The sequence below is a fragment of the Actinoplanes sp. NPDC048796 genome, from assembly GCF_040650035.1.
Classification (GTDB): domain Bacteria; phylum Actinomycetota; class Actinomycetes; order Mycobacteriales; family Micromonosporaceae; genus Actinoplanes.
Genome location: NZ_JBEZGO010000009.1, coordinates 65,371 through 80,340, shown reverse-complemented (window position 1 = coordinate 80,340; position 14,970 = coordinate 65,371). Strand labels below are relative to the sequence as shown.

20 protein-coding genes are annotated in these 14,970 nt (G+C 70.4%); 16 read left to right on the top strand and 4 right to left on the bottom strand.

Annotation, left to right across the window (positions count from 1 at the left end):
* Window positions 1-102: 102 nt before the first annotated feature.
* Entirely contained in the window at window positions 103-1,089 is a 987-nt protein-coding gene (locus tag AB0C26_RS31685) for a LacI family DNA-binding transcriptional regulator (RefSeq protein ID WP_360254959.1), read from the bottom strand.
* Window positions 1,090-1,253: 164 nt separating this feature from the next.
* Between AB0C26_RS31685 and AB0C26_RS31680 the strand changes: the two genes are divergently transcribed.
* The 5 genes from AB0C26_RS31680 to AB0C26_RS31660 all read left to right on the top strand — a co-directional run bounded on the left by AB0C26_RS31680 (window position 1,254) and on the right by AB0C26_RS31660 (window position 3,745).
* Window positions 1,254-2,072 (top strand): hypothetical protein, encoded by an 819-nt coding sequence (locus AB0C26_RS31680; RefSeq protein ID WP_360254957.1) that lies wholly within the window; start codon window positions 1,254-1,256, stop codon window positions 2,070-2,072.
* 12 nt (window positions 2,073-2,084) lie between these two features.
* A complete protein-coding gene (locus AB0C26_RS31675; protein ID WP_360254955.1) occupies window positions 2,085-2,246 on the top strand; it encodes a hypothetical protein in 162 nt (53 codons plus the stop codon).
* Window positions 2,247-2,385: 139 nt separating this feature from the next.
* Complete coding sequence (locus AB0C26_RS31670) at window positions 2,386-2,733, top strand: hypothetical protein (RefSeq protein WP_360254953.1); 348 nt, start codon at window positions 2,386-2,388, stop codon at window positions 2,731-2,733.
* Between the two features lie 459 nt (window positions 2,734-3,192).
* Window positions 3,193-3,522 (top strand): transposase, encoded by a 330-nt coding sequence (locus AB0C26_RS31665; RefSeq protein WP_360254951.1) that lies wholly within the window; start codon window positions 3,193-3,195, stop codon window positions 3,520-3,522.
* Window positions 3,523-3,526: 4 nt separating this feature from the next.
* Window positions 3,527-3,745: a hypothetical protein gene (locus AB0C26_RS31660; protein ID WP_360254949.1), complete on the top strand. Its 219-nt coding sequence runs from the start codon at window positions 3,527-3,529 to the stop codon at window positions 3,743-3,745.
* Here the strand turns inward: AB0C26_RS31660 and AB0C26_RS31655 are convergent.
* The gene (locus tag AB0C26_RS31655) at window positions 3,742-4,683 is read right to left on the bottom strand and encodes a hypothetical protein (protein WP_360254947.1); all 942 of its coding nucleotides are present in this window, start codon (window positions 4,681-4,683) and stop codon (window positions 3,742-3,744) included. The two genes, AB0C26_RS31660 and AB0C26_RS31655, sit on opposite strands and share 4 nt — an antisense overlap.
* A 137-nt stretch (window positions 4,684-4,820) precedes the next feature.
* On the opposite strand from AB0C26_RS31655, the gene AB0C26_RS31650 reads away from it, so the two are divergent.
* Together AB0C26_RS31650 and AB0C26_RS31645 are read left to right on the top strand one after the other, a co-directional pair.
* Window positions 4,821-5,627 (top strand): ThuA domain-containing protein, encoded by an 807-nt coding sequence (locus AB0C26_RS31650; protein ID WP_360254945.1) that lies wholly within the window; start codon window positions 4,821-4,823, stop codon window positions 5,625-5,627.
* A gap of 167 nt (window positions 5,628-5,794) precedes the next feature.
* Entirely contained in the window at window positions 5,795-6,658 is an 864-nt protein-coding gene (locus AB0C26_RS31645; protein WP_360254943.1) for a WD40 repeat domain-containing protein, read from the top strand.
* On the opposite strand, the gene AB0C26_RS31640 is transcribed toward AB0C26_RS31645, so the two are convergent.
* Window positions 6,655-7,116, bottom strand: a complete 462-nt coding sequence (locus AB0C26_RS31640; RefSeq protein WP_360254941.1) for a hypothetical protein — start codon at window positions 7,114-7,116, stop codon at window positions 6,655-6,657. The genes AB0C26_RS31645 and AB0C26_RS31640 overlap by 4 nt on opposite strands.
* 140 nt (window positions 7,117-7,256) lie before the next feature.
* On the opposite strand from AB0C26_RS31640, the gene AB0C26_RS31635 reads away from it, so the two are divergent.
* Complete coding sequence (locus AB0C26_RS31635) at window positions 7,257-7,433, top strand: hypothetical protein (protein ID WP_360254939.1); 177 nt, start codon at window positions 7,257-7,259, stop codon at window positions 7,431-7,433.
* A gap of 7 nt (window positions 7,434-7,440) precedes the next feature.
* Here AB0C26_RS31635 and AB0C26_RS31630 read toward each other — a convergent pair whose 3' ends face one another.
* Window positions 7,441-8,148, bottom strand: a complete 708-nt coding sequence (locus AB0C26_RS31630) for a GntR family transcriptional regulator (RefSeq protein ID WP_360254937.1) — start codon at window positions 8,146-8,148, stop codon at window positions 7,441-7,443.
* 49 nt (window positions 8,149-8,197) lie between these two features.
* On the opposite strand from AB0C26_RS31630, the gene AB0C26_RS31625 reads away from it, so the two are divergent.
* Genes AB0C26_RS31625 through AB0C26_RS31590 form a run of 8 tightly spaced genes read left to right on the top strand, consistent with a single transcriptional unit; the run spans window position 8,198 to window position 14,942 of the window.
* On the top strand, window positions 8,198-8,965 hold the full coding sequence (locus tag AB0C26_RS31625) for an FAD binding domain-containing protein (protein ID WP_360254935.1): 768 nt from the start codon (window positions 8,198-8,200) through the stop codon (window positions 8,963-8,965).
* Window positions 8,966-8,982: 17 nt separating this feature from the next.
* On the top strand, window positions 8,983-9,450 hold the full coding sequence (locus tag AB0C26_RS31620) for a (2Fe-2S)-binding protein (protein WP_360254933.1): 468 nt from the start codon (window positions 8,983-8,985) through the stop codon (window positions 9,448-9,450).
* Window positions 9,450-10,829: a molybdopterin cofactor-binding domain-containing protein gene (locus tag AB0C26_RS31615; protein ID WP_360254931.1), complete on the top strand. Its 1,380-nt coding sequence runs from the start codon at window positions 9,450-9,452 to the stop codon at window positions 10,827-10,829. The genes AB0C26_RS31620 and AB0C26_RS31615 overlap by 1 nt, the downstream gene beginning before the upstream one ends.
* Window positions 10,830-10,832: 3 nt before the next feature.
* Complete coding sequence (locus AB0C26_RS31610) at window positions 10,833-11,837, top strand: molybdopterin cofactor-binding domain-containing protein (protein WP_360254929.1); 1,005 nt, start codon at window positions 10,833-10,835, stop codon at window positions 11,835-11,837.
* On the top strand, window positions 11,834-12,700 hold the full coding sequence (locus AB0C26_RS31605; protein WP_360254927.1) for a MoxR family ATPase: 867 nt from the start codon (window positions 11,834-11,836) through the stop codon (window positions 12,698-12,700). Before AB0C26_RS31610 ends, AB0C26_RS31605 begins: the two co-directional genes overlap by 4 nt.
* Window positions 12,687-13,763, top strand: a complete 1,077-nt coding sequence (locus AB0C26_RS31600; protein ID WP_360254925.1) for a VWA domain-containing protein — start codon at window positions 12,687-12,689, stop codon at window positions 13,761-13,763. The genes AB0C26_RS31605 and AB0C26_RS31600 overlap by 14 nt, the downstream gene beginning before the upstream one ends.
* Complete coding sequence (locus AB0C26_RS31595; protein WP_360254923.1) at window positions 13,750-14,664, top strand: amidohydrolase family protein; 915 nt, start codon at window positions 13,750-13,752, stop codon at window positions 14,662-14,664. Before AB0C26_RS31600 ends, AB0C26_RS31595 begins: the two co-directional genes overlap by 14 nt.
* Window positions 14,661-14,942 (top strand): YciI family protein, encoded by a 282-nt coding sequence (locus tag AB0C26_RS31590; RefSeq protein ID WP_360254921.1) that lies wholly within the window; start codon window positions 14,661-14,663, stop codon window positions 14,940-14,942. Before AB0C26_RS31595 ends, AB0C26_RS31590 begins: the two co-directional genes overlap by 4 nt.
* Window positions 14,943-14,970 lie beyond the last annotated feature (28 nt).

Below are 14,970 nucleotides of genomic sequence, written 5' to 3'. Positions count from 1 at the left end.
GCGAGAGTTCACGTAGCGGGCGGCGATCGCGGCCGCCCGCTCGTGCCGATCGAGGGACCGCCGCGCCACCCTACTCGGGGTGACCCGCCTGGCCGGGCCCGGTCAGATGGTCGAGGCGCGAACGACCAGGCGGCACGGCTCGCGGACGACCCCACGGGAGGGCCGGCCGTCCAGGGCCGCGAACAGATGCCGTACGGCCGCCTCGCCCAGCTCTCGCAGTCGCGGGTCGACCGTGGTGAGCGGCGGCCGGCAGTCGGCGGCGAACTCGGTCCAGTTGTCGAAGCCGACCAGGGCCACGTCGTCGGGAACGCGGCGGCCGAGCTCGCTCAGGGCCTGGGCGACGCCCGCCGCGATCTGGTCGTTGCCGCAGAACACCGCGTCCGTGTCCGGATGCGAGACCAGCAGGTGGTGGGCCGCGTGCCGGCCCCAGCGCTGGGACCACTCGCCGTAGAGGGGTTCGCCACCGGTCAGGGGGAGGCCGTTCTCGTCGAGGACCTGGCCCAGGCCGGCGGCGCGTTCGCGGGCGGCCCGGTAGCGGCGTGGCCCGGTGATGTGGGCGATCCGGCGACGGCCCAGCCCGATCAGGTGGCCGGCCGCGAGCCGGGCGCCGCCACCGTCGTCGGCGATCACCGAGACGTCGCCGGGATGACCGGATTCCCCGTACGCGTACACGACCGGCACCGGCAGGTCGCGCGGCAGCGACGGCCGTACGTCGTTGTCGTCGCCGACCACTATGAAACCGTCGACCTGGCGGGCGAGCAGCGCCGTCACGTAATGCCGCCGCCGGGCGTCGTCGCCGTGGGTGTCACACAGCAGAACCGACATGCGCTCACCGGCCAGCGCGTTCTCGGCGCCGAGCAGGATCGGGATGGAGAAGCGGCCGCCGAGCTCGTCGGTGAGCAGCCCGATGGCCCGGGAACGGTTCGGCGTGCGGAACGCGAGCTCGGTCGCCGCCTGCAGGACCCGCTGCCGGGTGGCCTCGGCGACCTGGGCCCGGCAATTGAGCGCCTTCGACGCGGTGGCTATCGAACAACCGGCTCGGCGGGCCACGTCGGCCAGGGTCACCGCTTCGGATCTCCGTCGCCCCATGCGCTGCCTTTCGGTCGCCTCCCGCTGTCGTGGCGGCGACGCTACCAGCAGCGTCGCTCCTTTTGGAGTAACACAGTGGACATCTTGCCGAAAACGTTTTCGTAGGGGAGTCTCACTTCATCGTGGGACAGCGGCATAGACATGTCTAAATCTATGGAGGTTCCGTGAGACTCGTCCGAACGCTGATCGCCGCCCTGATGGCGGTCGTCACGCTGCCCGCCGGGGCGGCCCTGGCGGCCCCCGCGACGTGGAGCCCGCCGGCCGCCCTGGTCACCCCGCTCAACCAGGTCTGGCAACACCAGGCGCAGACCTACGACAACCTGTACGGCTTCCGGAACTACGGCTGGGACCAGGTCATGGCCAACCGCGGTTACCTCAACTACTGCGTACGGTGGGACTCCTCCGCCACCGTGACCGCCGCCCAGCGCGACCAGATCCACGCCGCCCTCGCCCGTCAGCACAAGAAGTGGATGGACGAGCTGGCGGGGCACAACGGCTGGCCGTACGCGGAAGTCCCGGTCCGGGTCGTCGGCTGGGCCGTGCGCAACCGCTCGCAGCTGCAGTGGTCCGACTCGTCTGTCGACATCTACGTCAACGACATCCGGGAGAACGCCCCGCAATGTTCGGTACCGTGCGGCCGTTTCTTCAACCAGAGCGGGAACTACCCGAACTGCCCCGGCGGCTACGCCCGCCACTACGACCAGTCGCTGTGGCTGACCGACGGCTTCGGCGGCGGCGCCGGCGGTGACTGGGGTCAGCGCGTCGGCCGCGAGTACTTCATGGGCAACCTGAACACGGCCGACATCCACATCCTGCTGCACGAGATCGGCCACACCTGGGGCCTGGACGACTTCTACGACTGGACCCCGACCGGAGTCGGCGGCTTCCTCATGAAGGCCGGCAGCGCCGCGCAGATCACCGCGTTCGACGCCTGGATGTTCCGCGACTGGTGGCGGCATCTCAAGAGCCGCTACGGCTACTGAACGGAGGCGCACATGTCAGGACGGAGGTGGGCGGCCGCGGCCTACGGGGTCACGATGCGCGAATGGCATGTGCTCACCTCGACCGACGCGCGGAACGTCACCGCCCAGGGCGCCAAGGCGGCCACCGGGACCCGTATCGCCCTGGGAGAATTTGAGCGCCGTCAAGCCGCCTGATCGCGTGCAGCATGGGAATGGTTTTGCTTGCCGGCGATCTGTGCCGCCCGCGCGGGCGGCACAGATCGCCGGTTGTCCCGTCTTCAGTGGCACCGGCTCGATTCCCGCGCCGCCCGTGGGTGATTCGAACGGGGACACCATGCGGGCCATTGACGACGCCGAGGCGTCCGGCACCGATTTCTGGACGGACCGGCTTCTCGCCCGCACCGGCATCGAGCCGGCCGGCACCTGGCTCATGACCCGCGGGCGGGCCGCGTTCATGTACACCCACCATCCGTCGGTCATCGGCTTCGGCGGCAACGCCGCCCATGAGGACAACATCAGCAGCCAGAACGCGTACGCCATCACAGCCTCCCCGGGCACCTTCACCGAACAGCCCGCGCAGCGTCCACACCGGAAGCGGCGCGGTGCGGCTCGACGTCACCGAATTCATCACCGCTGCACCTCCTCCTCGCCCAGCCGACCGGAGGCGCGAAGACCGGACTGACCGAGCTGAAGCTGTACCAGCGAGGCGCGGCCGGGCCGGTGAACGTCGCCGCCTCGGGCCCGGCCAGGTGAACAGTGGGCCGAGCTGACCTGGCCGACCACGCGGACCCTGCGCGCGGCCCAGGTCTACTTCTTCGCCGACGGCCAGGGCATCGACCTGCCCGCGTACTGGCCCGGCACCGCCTACGCCGACGCCCCCTCGGCCACCGGCTGTCCGACCGCCGCCGACCAGTACAACCAGGTCACCTTCGTCGGCCTGCTGGAGGTGAAGGCTTTCGGCGTCTGGTACTCCAGCATGGTCTGAGCTGTTCGGCGAGTTGATGGACACGATCGAGGCACGCTTCGCCCGGCCTGAACCGCGGCGCCGGTCCCGGACTTCGTCGTCGGGCTGCTCGCGCCGCTGCCGGTCAAGAACTGCTGGACGATCGCGGAACACGTCGGTGACCCCAGCCCAGGCGGGATGCCGGATCTCATCGGCCGGGCCGGCTGGAACGACGCACTGGTCCGCGCTGATGTCCGCACCCTCGTGGCGGCACGGCTCGGGCGTCCCGACGGGATTCTGCTGGTCGACGTTGCCCTCTGTCTGCCGAAATCCCGGACCGACGACCCCGAACGACGCGCCGAAGCCGGCGCGCCCGGCACCCTCGGCTTCGCCACCGAACCCCAGCTGGCACGCCGGCTGATCGAGGCCGCGGTGACCGGTGGACTGCCCTGCCGATGGGTCACCGGCGACAAGCCCACGGCGGCGACCCGCACCTGGCCCCGGCGTCACGCTGATGCAGCAAGATGACGACATGGCCGCCGAGGACGCCACTGCAGATCGCATGACCGACGCGGAGATACATCAACTCGCCGCGCTGCTCACACGCTACGCAGCCCAAGAGCTCGACCAGTTCGAACATTGGCGTGTCGAATCGCCGTACGGCCCGGTGTTCATCGACATCAGCCGAAGATGCGCTCCAGGCGCCGAAGACGCCTATCACGTCCTCTGGCCACCACCCGATCCGCACTAGAGGGGCAGGTACAGGAACCGGGGGTAGTAGTCGGGCTCGTTGCCGTTGACGTTGTACGAGACCAGGATCTGGCCGCTCGGGGCGGGCTGTTCGGGATGGGCCGCCACCGCGTACGTGACCGTGCCCGGTGGGCTGGGTGCGTCCCACAGGCCGGTGACCGTCCAGGTGCCGGTGACGCTGCGGGCCGTCAGCCGCTCGATCTGGGTGCCGGCGTACGCGTCGCCGCGCTTGGTGAAGATGGTCCAGCCGGTGGCGGTCCGGCGCAGCGCCAGGGCCACGCCGATGTTCGTGGACGACGGGATGACGTCGTTGTGGACGGTCCACCGGGAGCCGTCGGCCAGGCGGCCGAACGGCACGAACGCCATGTCGCCCACCGAGCGCCCGGCCACCGGGTGGGTGCCGGTGAGCCACCAGCCGGTGGCCGTGCGGGCGACGCCGCCCCACATCGTCGTGCCGGTCGCGCCGGCCGGGACCGGCACGATCCGCTGGAAGGCCAGGGTCGAGGCGTCGAAGACCGCGGCGTACGTGCCGACGACGGTGAACGGGTTCACCCCCTGGATGCGCTCGCCGAGGACGTACAGGGTGCCGTTGTCGACGACCGGCGTGGACATCCAGAAGTAGGTGCCGTCGGACCAGTTGGGCACCTGCTGCCACCCGTACCCGTAAGGACCCGGCACCGCGCTGAAGCTCAGCGTTCCCGCCTTCTGCCGGGCGAACGCGCTGTGCGGGTAGCCGTACGGGCCGACCGTCGACACCCCGTTGACCCGGGTCGTGTCGCCGAAGACCCACAGCACGTCCCCGCCGGGCAGCGTCACCGACTGCGTCACGTCGGCGTGGATGACCTTCTCCACCGCCGCGTTCCAGTCGGCCGGCGGCGCCGGAGCGGCCACCAGCATGGATGTCGCGACCACCGCTCGTACCACAATCTCGGCGATCATCTCAGCCCCCGTTCGTCCCTCTTCGCCCGAGCGTACGACTGATCAGTGGCAATTGATTTGTCAGATCTAGGGCGGTCCCCGGCGCCTTCCCTCGTCCATCAGAAAGTCATAGGCTTCGATCGACGACGGGAGGGGTCATGAGACTTCTGGTCAGGTTCGCGGTGGCACTGCTGGTCGTGGCCGGATTCGCCAGTCCGGCGGCGGCGAGCACCGGCCATACCCGGTTCAGCGCGCTGGTCTTCTCCAAGACCGCCGCGTTCCGGCACGATTCGATTCCGGCCGGGGTGGCCGCGATCAAACAGCTCGGCGCCCGCAACCACTTCCGGGTCGACGCCACCGAGGACGCGGCCGCCTTCACCGACCGGAACCTGGCCCGCTACGACGTCGTGGTGTGGCTGAGCACCACCGGCGACGTGCTCGACGACGCCCAGCAGGCCGCCTTCGAGCGCTACATCCGGCACGGCGGCGGCTACGCGGGCATCCACGCCGCGTCGGACACCGAATACGACTGGGCCTGGTACGGCGGCCTGGTCGGCGCCTATTTCCGCGACCACCCGGGCGGCGTCAACGAGCAGTTCCAGACGGCCACGCTGCACGTGCTCGGCCACGACACGGCGGCCACCAGGCCGCTGCCGCGCAAGTGGGTGCGCGAGGAGGAGTGGTACAACTTCCGGACCAACCCGCGCGACACCGTACGGGTCCTGACCGAGGTCGACGAGCGCACTTACGACCCGCGCGGCTACAGCGAGCCCGAGGGCTCGCCGGGCATGGGCCGCCACCATCCCATTTCGTGGTGCCAGCCGTACGACGGTGGCCGGGCCTTCTATACCGCCATGGGCCACAAGGCCGAGTACTACAACGACCCGCTGCTGCTCGCCCATATTCTCGGCGGCCTGAAGATGGCGGCCGGTGTGGCCCGCTTCAATTGCGGCCACGAGGACTGAGCTGTTCGGTCACCTCTTGCACTTCACCAATCGGTATAGAAGCATGTTTGTGTACTCGTTCACATTCCATTGCCGTGGCGGCGGCTTGCTGGCACACGTTCGGCGCGTACTCCCTGGTATTAATTCGCGCTCGGTGAAATGCCACTCAGCAGACCAGGGACACCTCAGTGTTGAATTCTCCCTACGGGGCGATGGCGTTTCGCCCGGACGCCACTCGTCTCGCCGTCAGCGCGCCCAGTGGCGAGTTGACGCTGTGGAACACCGCCGATCCGGCGCGCCCCCGGGCGGCCGGCCGGCTCCGCCAGGGCCGCGGTATCGTCGCCGCGGCCTGGAATCCGGCCGTCGTCGACATGCTCGCGACGACGTCCTCGGACGGCTCGGGGGCCGTGTGGTGGCTGCGTGACGACCGCCCGCCGGAGCTGTTCGCCAGCTGGGCCGCCCTGCCGGAACGGCCCCGGCACGTGGGCTGGGTGGCCGGCGGCCGCTGGGTCTTCAGCATGACCGCCAACGGCGGCACCTCGGTGTGGGACGTCCGCAGCGGCGCCTGCGTCGGGCGGGTCAACGTCAGCGGCGGCCGGCGGGTCCTGGCCGCCCACTACCGCGGCGACGAGGTCGTCGTCATCACCGACAGCGGTTGGGCCCGGCTCTGGCATCCCCGGCGGCAGCCGGGCGAGTGGATCCGGCTCACGGCCCGGCCGGTCAGCGCCTGCACCTGGTCGACGTCACTGCTGGTGCTGGCCGGCGCCGACGGCCGGCTCGACCGCTTCGACGCCGACTTCCAGCAGGTGGACGCCGTGCCCGGCCCGCGCGAGGAGACGCGCGCGCTGGCCTGCGCGGACGACGGCCGTCTGATCGTCGCGTTCGGCGACGACCGGGCCGTCGCGGTCGCCCACGACGGCTCGGTGCGGTGGAAGATCCCCCTGGACCCGGCCGCCACCCGCTCGGTCCAGATCGCCGGCGACCTGATCGCGGTCAGCGGCCGGCCCCTACGGCCGACCCTGCTGGCCCTGGCCACCGGCGAAGCCCACTAGCTGTGCCGCCGGCGGGCGCGGACGGCCAGGAGCAGACCGGCGACGGCGAGCAGGGCGGCGATGGTCTCGGCCACCGCCGAACCGACCTTGCCCGGCCCATGCCAGGTGTTCTCGTAAAGATTGGGTACGGGCCCGAGCGCACCCACATTGACGTACGTGTAGAGCGTCACCGCGACGGCGGCGCTGCCCGCCACGAGCAGCGAGACGGCACAGGTGAGCACGCCCAGACGCAGGAGCAGGGCGATGGCGGCCAGAACGGCGACGATGGCCTGGACCTCGAAGAGCGTGCCCTCGCTGAGCACCGACGTCCGGAACTGGTCGTACCGCCCGGCGTCGTGCAGGTGCACGAAGGCGTCGACCCCGAGCAGCGCCGCGGTCAGCACGCTGAGCACCCGCTGGGCCACCGGCACATCACGCCACGCCACGCGAGCGTCCGTGGGAAGAACATGCTCGGTCATCGGACCGCTCCCTGTTTCGGAGGACTCTGTCACCTCTCACGGTCGTCCTCGCCGCCCGCCCCGGCATCACCGCCAGCCTGCAAACTCCACTACCCGCCAGCCGGTACCACCCCGCTCACTTCGGATCGGGCGAGGCAAGCGTGAACGGCGTCCGTAAGCCGGCGGTAACCGGCTCGGGTAGGCCGCGCCGAACCTGCCTGATCCGGTCGCGCATCTCCTCGGCCTCGGCCGGACATTACGCCGAGCGGCCGGGCGGCGGCGGGGGAGAGGCCCGGATGCGCGAGCGCTTCCTGACTCCGCGCGACTGGGCGGCCTGAGCCGTCCTCAATCCGCCACGGGGAAGCGCAGCGCGCGGGCGGCGCCGTGCATGTCGTGCGGGAGGTCGGCGTATGCCCACTGGTGGGAGCGGGCATGCAGGCAGGCGGCCTCCACGTCGCCCGACTCCAAAACCTCCAGCAGGGTGGCGTGTTCGTCGGCCACGTGGGTGAGGTCGGGGTTGGCCACGACCAGGGTGATGGCCGTGCGGGCCTCGATCTGCAGGCCCTCCCAGGCCCGCTCGAGCAGGAAGTTGCGGCCGGCCAGCACGACCCGGCGGTGGAAGCGGGCGCTGGCCAGGCCGATGCCGCGAATGTCGGCGGCCCGCGCGCAGCGGTACATCTCGTCGACGTCGGCGCGCATGTCCTGCAGGGGCAGCTTCCCGTTCAGCATGGCCAGGCGGGTCGCCGTCTCCTCCAGGGCCGCGCGGACGACGTACGCCTCCCGGATGGTCTGCTCGACGAAGGGGAGCACATGCCGGCCGCGCCGGGGCCGGCTCTCGACGAGGCCCAGGCCTTCGAGCTCGCGCAGGGCCTCGCGGACGGGGGCCTGGCTGGTGCCGAAGTCGGCGGCGATCCTGGTTTCGATGAGGCGTTCGCCGGACTTGAGCTTGCCCGAGACGATCAGCTCGACCAGGCCGTCCCGGATGCTCTCGCTCAAAGTCGGCCTTGACGCCAACTCGTCCTCCCCAAGGTCGCGCACTCTCTTGACCAGCATAGTCAGTCATCGTTACGTTGGATTATCGATATCGATAAAAGGATCTCGCATGTTGACTGAGGTTCATGTCCCCGAGGACGTGCCCGCGGCTGTGAGTCTGGTCGCGGCGGGCGCGACGATCATCGGCGGCGGCACGAGCTTGATGCCGCGGCTCAACGACTACGCTTCACCACCCACCGAACTGGTGAGCCTGCGCCGGGCGGGCCTGACCGGCGTCCACGTCGGCGGCGACACCGTGACCATCGGCGCCATGACGACCCTGACCCAGATCGAGCACGACCCGCGGCTGGCCTTTCTGAACCCGGTGGTCCGCTCGATCGCCTCGGTGCCGGTGCGGACCCTGGCCACCGTCGGCGGCAACCTGTTCGCCCGGCAGCCGCACGGCGACCTCGCCGTCGCCCTGGTCGCCCTGGGCGCCCGCGCCGTGCTGGCCGGGGAGGGGGCGAGCGAGCTGCCGCTCACCAGGCCGGGCCTCGTCACCGCCATCACCGTGCGCATCCCGGAAGAAGGGACCTTCAAATACCTCAAGGCGGCCCGCCGCCGCTGGAACTCGGCCTCACTGGTCACCGTCGCGGCGACGATCCACGAAGCGAGCGGCGAGGTGACCATCGCGCTCGGCGGCGTCAGCGATCGGGTGGTCCGGGCCCACGCGGCCGAGGCGGTTCTGCGGGGCCGGCCGCTGACCGAGGAGACGGTCGAGGCGGCCGCGCGGGCCGAGCTCGCTCATCTGACGCCGGCCGACGACGCGTACGCCTCGGCCTGGTATCGCAAGCGTGTCTTCCCTGTCCACCTGCGCCGAGCGCTGCTTGGCCGCTGAGGAGAACGAGGCAGCCGGTGAAGATCGTAAATCTCAAGGTCAACGGGATCGGCAAGGCGTTCATGGCCAGACCGGAGACGACCCTTCTGCTGGCGCTGCGCGAGCAACTGGGACTGACCGGCGCCAAGCGGGGCTGCGCCCAGGGCGCCTGCGGCTCGTGCACGGTCCTGCTCGACGGCGAACCGGTGGTGTCCTGCCTGGTGCCCGCCGTGACCGTCGACGGGGCGGACGTCGCCACCGTCGAGGGGCTGGCCGACGGGGCCAAGCTCAGCCACGTGCAGCAGGCGTTCCTCGACGGCTTCGCCACCCAGTGCGGGTTCTGCACGCCCGGCATGATCATGTCGGCCGAGGCGCTGCTCGACCGCAACCCGAACCCGACGCGGGACGAGGTGGCCGAGGCGATCAGCGGGAACGTGTGCCGGTGCACCGGCTACGAGCCGATCATCAGCGCCGTCCTGGACGCGGCCGAGCGGGCGAGGCTCTGATGCCGCGGGTCAACCCGATCGACACCGACTACTTCAAGGACGAGCGCCGGGGCGACTTCACCGTCATCGGCAAGACGGTGCAGCGCTCCGACGCTCTCGGGCACGTCACCGGCCGTACCGAATTCTTCGAGGATCGGACCTTCCCCGACCTCGCCCACGTCAAGATCCATCGCTCGGCCCACCACCACGCCCGGATCGACAGCGTCGACTGTTCCGAGGCGTTGCGGGTTCCGGGGGTGCTGAGGGTCATCACGCACGCCGACGTGCCCTCGAACTGGTACGTCGTGCTGCGGCTGATCGGCATCGAGCCCAACGACGAGCCGGTCCTGGCCGAGGACCGGGTGCTCTACAAGGGCGAGCCGATCGTGGCCGTGGTGGCCGACTCCGAGGCGGCCGCGCTCGAGGGCGCCCGCCGCGTGAAGGTGACCTACACCGAGCTGCCGGCCGTGCTCGACGTCGAGGAAGCCCTCGCCGAGGGCGCGCCGGTCATCAAGCGGGCCGGTACGAACTATTTCGTGTACGAGGGCCACCACGCGCGCCGGCTGCGTTTCGGCGACGTGGAGCAGGGGTTCGCGCAGGCCGACCGCGTATTCGAATGGCGCTACAGCTCGGCCCCGATCGAACACGCGCCGACCGAGACCACCGGCTGCATCGTCGTGCCGCAGAGCAGCGGGCGGCTGCTCATTCACAGCAATACGCAGGCCGCTTTCTTCACGCTCGACAACACGGCGCTGATTCTCGACCGGCCGTTCACCGACCTCCAGGTCAAGGGCGGCACGGTCGGCGGCGGATTCGGCGGCAAGGTCGACGTCATGGTCGAGCCGCTGGCCTGCATCGCGGCCATGCTCACCAACCGGCCGGTCAAATTCGTCTACACCCGCGAGGAGGAGATGCAGGTCTCGTCGCCGCGCGCGGCCGAGCGCATCTACATCAAGGACGGCGTCATGAACGACGGCCGCATCCTCGCCCGCAAGGTGATGCTCTACGTCGACGCCGGCGCCTATTCACGGCATTCGCCGTACGGGACGACGAAAGCGTGCGCCCACCTGCCCGGCCCGTACACGATTCCGAACGTCTACGCCGACTGCCACTGCGTCTACACGAACCGGACGCCGTCGAGCGCCATGCGCGGGTTCGGGGTCACCATCGCCGATTTCGCGCTCGAATCGCAGATGGACCGGCTGGCCCTGGCCCTCGACATCGACCCGCTGCAGTTCCGGCTCATCAACGCCTATCGCGACGGCGACCTGAAGGCCCATCGCAAGGTGGCCGAGGGAACCGCCCTGATCGAGGTCATTCAGCGGGCGGCGGCGCTGGTCGGCCACGAGCTTCCCGACGAGTTCCGGGCACTGTCCTCGTCAACCCCGAGAGAGGCATAGGAAATGACGCTTCGGTACGGGCGGGGATACGCCTCCGTCAATTACCCGACCGGCATGAACCTCGGCGGCGACCCGTCCCAGGCGCTCATCCACGCCACCACCATGGGCGGTTTCGTGGTGAGCCTGTCGTCGGTCGACCTCGGGCAGGGGCTCAAGACCGTGGTGGCCCAGTGCGCGGCCGAGACCCTGGGCATGCCGATGGAGAACATCATCATCGACACCGCCGACACCGACACCGGCCCGCACTGCATGGGTACCTTCGCCAGCCGCGGCACCCACCGCGTCGGCAACGCCGTCATCATGGCCGCTCGCGAAGCCCGCGACGTGATGCTGCGGGTGGCGGCCGACGAGCTCGAGGTCGACGCGGGCGACCTGGAGACCGACGGCACCGGCTTCGTCCGGCTCAAGGGCAGCCCCGGAACCAAGATCCACATCTCGGACGTCGCGCTGGCCGCCCACTTCAAGCAGGGCAGGTCGATCTCGGGGCGGGGGATGTTCCTCAAGGAGCGCAACTATCCGGTGCCCGAGACCGGCGAGATGGACCCGGACTCGTGCCAGGCCCACGCGTGCAGCGTGGCCGAGGTCGAGGTGGACGACGAGACCGGCGTGGTGACGGTGCTGAGCCTGCACAACGCGTACGAGATCGGCCGTGCCCTCAATCCGGCCATGGCCACCCAACAGGTCGAGGGTGGCGCCTGGATGGGTGTTTCGCACGCCATCTTCGAGTCGACCGAGCCGTATTACCCGGCGTCGCGCGACCACGGGCCGATCGATTTCACCGAGTATCTGATGCCCGGGCCGGGCGAGATACCCGTACAGACAAGCGTCATTCTGGAGCGTCCGGCGTCGAACGGGCCGTTCGGCGCGAAGGGCATCGGCGAGATGACGGCCAACGCCCCGATCCCGGCGATCGCGAACGCCATCTTCGACGCCTGCGGGGTACGGCTGACCACGATGCCGTTCACCCCGGAGTCGATCCTGCGCGGGCTCGACGCGCTGCGCGCATGACGCCGGATCGCGACGCTCTCAGCCGGCAGTTGGCGGAGCGGAAGTATTTCGCCGACGAGGGGCTGCTCACCGCCGTACGGCTGGCCATCGCTCTGCAAAAGCCTTTGCTCCTGGAAGGGGAGCCGGGGGTCGGCAAGACGCAGATCTCGCACGTGCTGGCCGGCGCGCTCGGGCGGGAACTGATCCGGTTGCAATGCTACGAGGGCATCGACGTCGCACAGGTGCTCTACGAATGGGACTATCCGAAACAGTTGCTGAGCCTGCGCGCGGCCGAGGTCCGGGGCACGCCGGTGGCCGATCTGTACGCGAGCGAGTTCCTGCTCGAACGCCCCCTTCTGCGCGCGCTGCGCAGCCGTACGGGCGCCGTGCTCCTGATCGACGAAATCGACCGGGCCGACAGCGAATTCGAGGCGTTCCTCCTGGAATTCCTCGACGGCTTCCAGATCACCATCCCGGAGATCGGCACCATCACCGCCGCCGTTCCGCCGCTCGTCGTGCTCACCTCCAACCGGACGCGGGAACTGCACGACGCGCTCAAAAGGCGCTGCCTCTACCACTGGATCCCGTTCCCGGACCCGGACCGCGAACGCACGATCGTCGAGGCCCAGGCGCCCGGGCTCAGCGCGCGGGCGGCGGCCCGGCTGGTCCACTCGGTGAACGTCATCCGGTCGCTGGGCCCGCTGAAGCGGCCCGGCATCGCCGAGTCGATCGCGTGGGCTCAAGGCTCCCTCGCGCTGACCGCCGAGGGCGCGTCACCCGGTGACGCCCTGCGCGCGTCGCTCGGGCTCGTGCTGAAGAACGAGGAGGACGTCGCCCTGATCACCGCGCACGCCGGTGAGGTCTTCCCCGATGACCCCCGTTGACGTCCTGTTCGCCTTCGTCCGCGAGCTGCGGGCGCGCGGGCTCGCCGTGCCGGTCGACAAGCAGCGGGACTTCTTCGCCGCCGTGGAGCTGATGCCGTCTCACTTCTACTGGGCCGGGGCCGCCACCCTGGTGACCTCCGAGGCCGAGTTGCGGATCTACGACGAGGTGTTCGCCTCCTCGGAGCTGATCGTGGCGGCGGCGCCGGACACCGGCGAGGAGTCGACCGGTGTCCCGGGCTCCCGCGAGGCCGGCGACCTCGTCCTCGAGCAGGGCGGCAGCGAAGGACTCGCGGCCGGCCGGATCAGCCCCGAGACGACGGTCCGGTTCCCGGCCACCGAGCCCGGCCCGCTCGACCTGCTGCGGCAGATCCGCGATTCGCTGCCCCGGGCGGTGCCCACCACCAGGTCGCGGCGCGGCCGGCCCGGCGGCCGCCGCCGGCGGGTCGACCTGCGCTCCACCTGTCAGGACTCCCGGCGTACCTACGGCGAGGTCGTCCGGCTGCACTGGCTTTCCCGGCCCCGCCGGCAGCGCCGCGTGCTGGTGCTGGTCGACGTGTCCGGGTCGATGAAGCAGTACAGCGCCGACTACCTCCGGTTCGCGCACGCGGTCGTCGCCACCTGCGCCCGGGCCGAGGTCTTCACCTTCGGCACCCGGCTGACCCGGGTGACCGGGGCGCTGCGGGTCCCGTCGCTCGACGCCGCGCTCGGCGCCCTGGCCGGGGTGGTGCAGGACGCCGAGGGCGGCACCCAGATCGGCGAGAGCCTGCTGACGTTCCTCGGCAACGCGCACTACGTGACCATGGCCCGGGGCGCGCTCGTGCTCGTCCTCTCCGACGGGCTCGAACGCGGCGACTGCGCGGCCATGACCGACGCGGTCGGCCGGCTGTCCCGGCTCGCGCACCGGCTCTGCTGGTGGTCGCCGCTGGCCTGCGACCCCGCGTACCGGCCGCTGACCCGCGCCATGGCGGCGGTGCGGGCCGACCTCGACTCGCTGACCGGGGTCCGGGACCTCGGGACCGCGCTCACCGCCGTACGAGAAGGGTTTGCCTATGTACACGGGTGACATCGTCGACTCGCACCACCACGTGTGGCGACAGGCCGACATGCCATGGCTGTCCGGGCCGATGGTCCCCAGGATCTTCGGCCCGTACGAGCCGATCCGGCGCGACTACCTCATCGAGGAGTACCGCAACGACGCCATCTCGGCCGGCATCAGCTCGTCGGTGTACGTCCAGCCGAACTGGCCGATGGACCGGGTCGTCGACGAGATCCACTGGATCGCCGGGGTGCACGAGCGGTCCGGCTGGCCGATGGCCGTGGTCGGCTGCGCCGACCTGTTCGCCGAGGACGCGGTCGAGGTCATGCGGACGCAGCAGTCGATCAGCCCGCTCGTCGTCGGCACCCGCCTCCAGCTGCACTGGCACGAGCGCCCCGAGTTCCGCTTCGCCGACGCGCCCGACCGGATGAAGGACCCGGTGTTCCGCTCGAACATCGCGGCCCTGAAGGACCTGGGCTGGCTGTTCGAGCTGCAGGTCTTCGCCGGGCAGATGCACGACGCGGCGGCCCTCGTCGCCGACCACCCGGACGTGACGTTCGTGCTGGTCCACGCCGGCATGCTGACCGACCACACGGATCCGGCGGTCCTCGCCGAGTGGCGGGCCGGCCTGCGCGAGCTGGCCGCGCTGCCGAACGTGGTGGTCAAGCTGACCGGGCAGGGCACCTTCGTGCACCGCGTCGACCCGTCGCTGCTGCGGCTGGTGACCGACGAGGTGCTGTCCCTATTCGGGTCGGAGCGGGCGATGTTCGGCACGAACCTGCCCGTCGAAACCCTGTGGACCACCGCCGCCGAGCTGACCGGCGCCTGGAAACAGGCCCTCGCCCACCGCACCGGCACCGAACAGGCGGACGTCTTCTCCCGTACGGCCCGCCGGGTCTACGGCCTCCCCGAAAGGAAAGAGCCATGAGCCACTTCATTCTCACGTACGGATACCACGACACCCCGGAGCGCGCTTCGCGCCGCCCGGAGCACCTGGAACACCTCGCCAAGCTCCAGGCTTCGGGTGCCCTCCTGCTGGCCGGGCCGCTGGCCGACCTCAGCGGCGGCGTCATCGTCCTGTCCGCGCCCGACCTCGAGGCCGCGCAGGCCCTGGTCGAGCAGGACCCGTACACCAGACACGGGGTGACCAAGGACCGCGACCTGAAGGAATGGAAGATCACGGTGGGCCTGACGGATCACACCTGATCCGCAACCGAACCGCTCAGGTACCCGC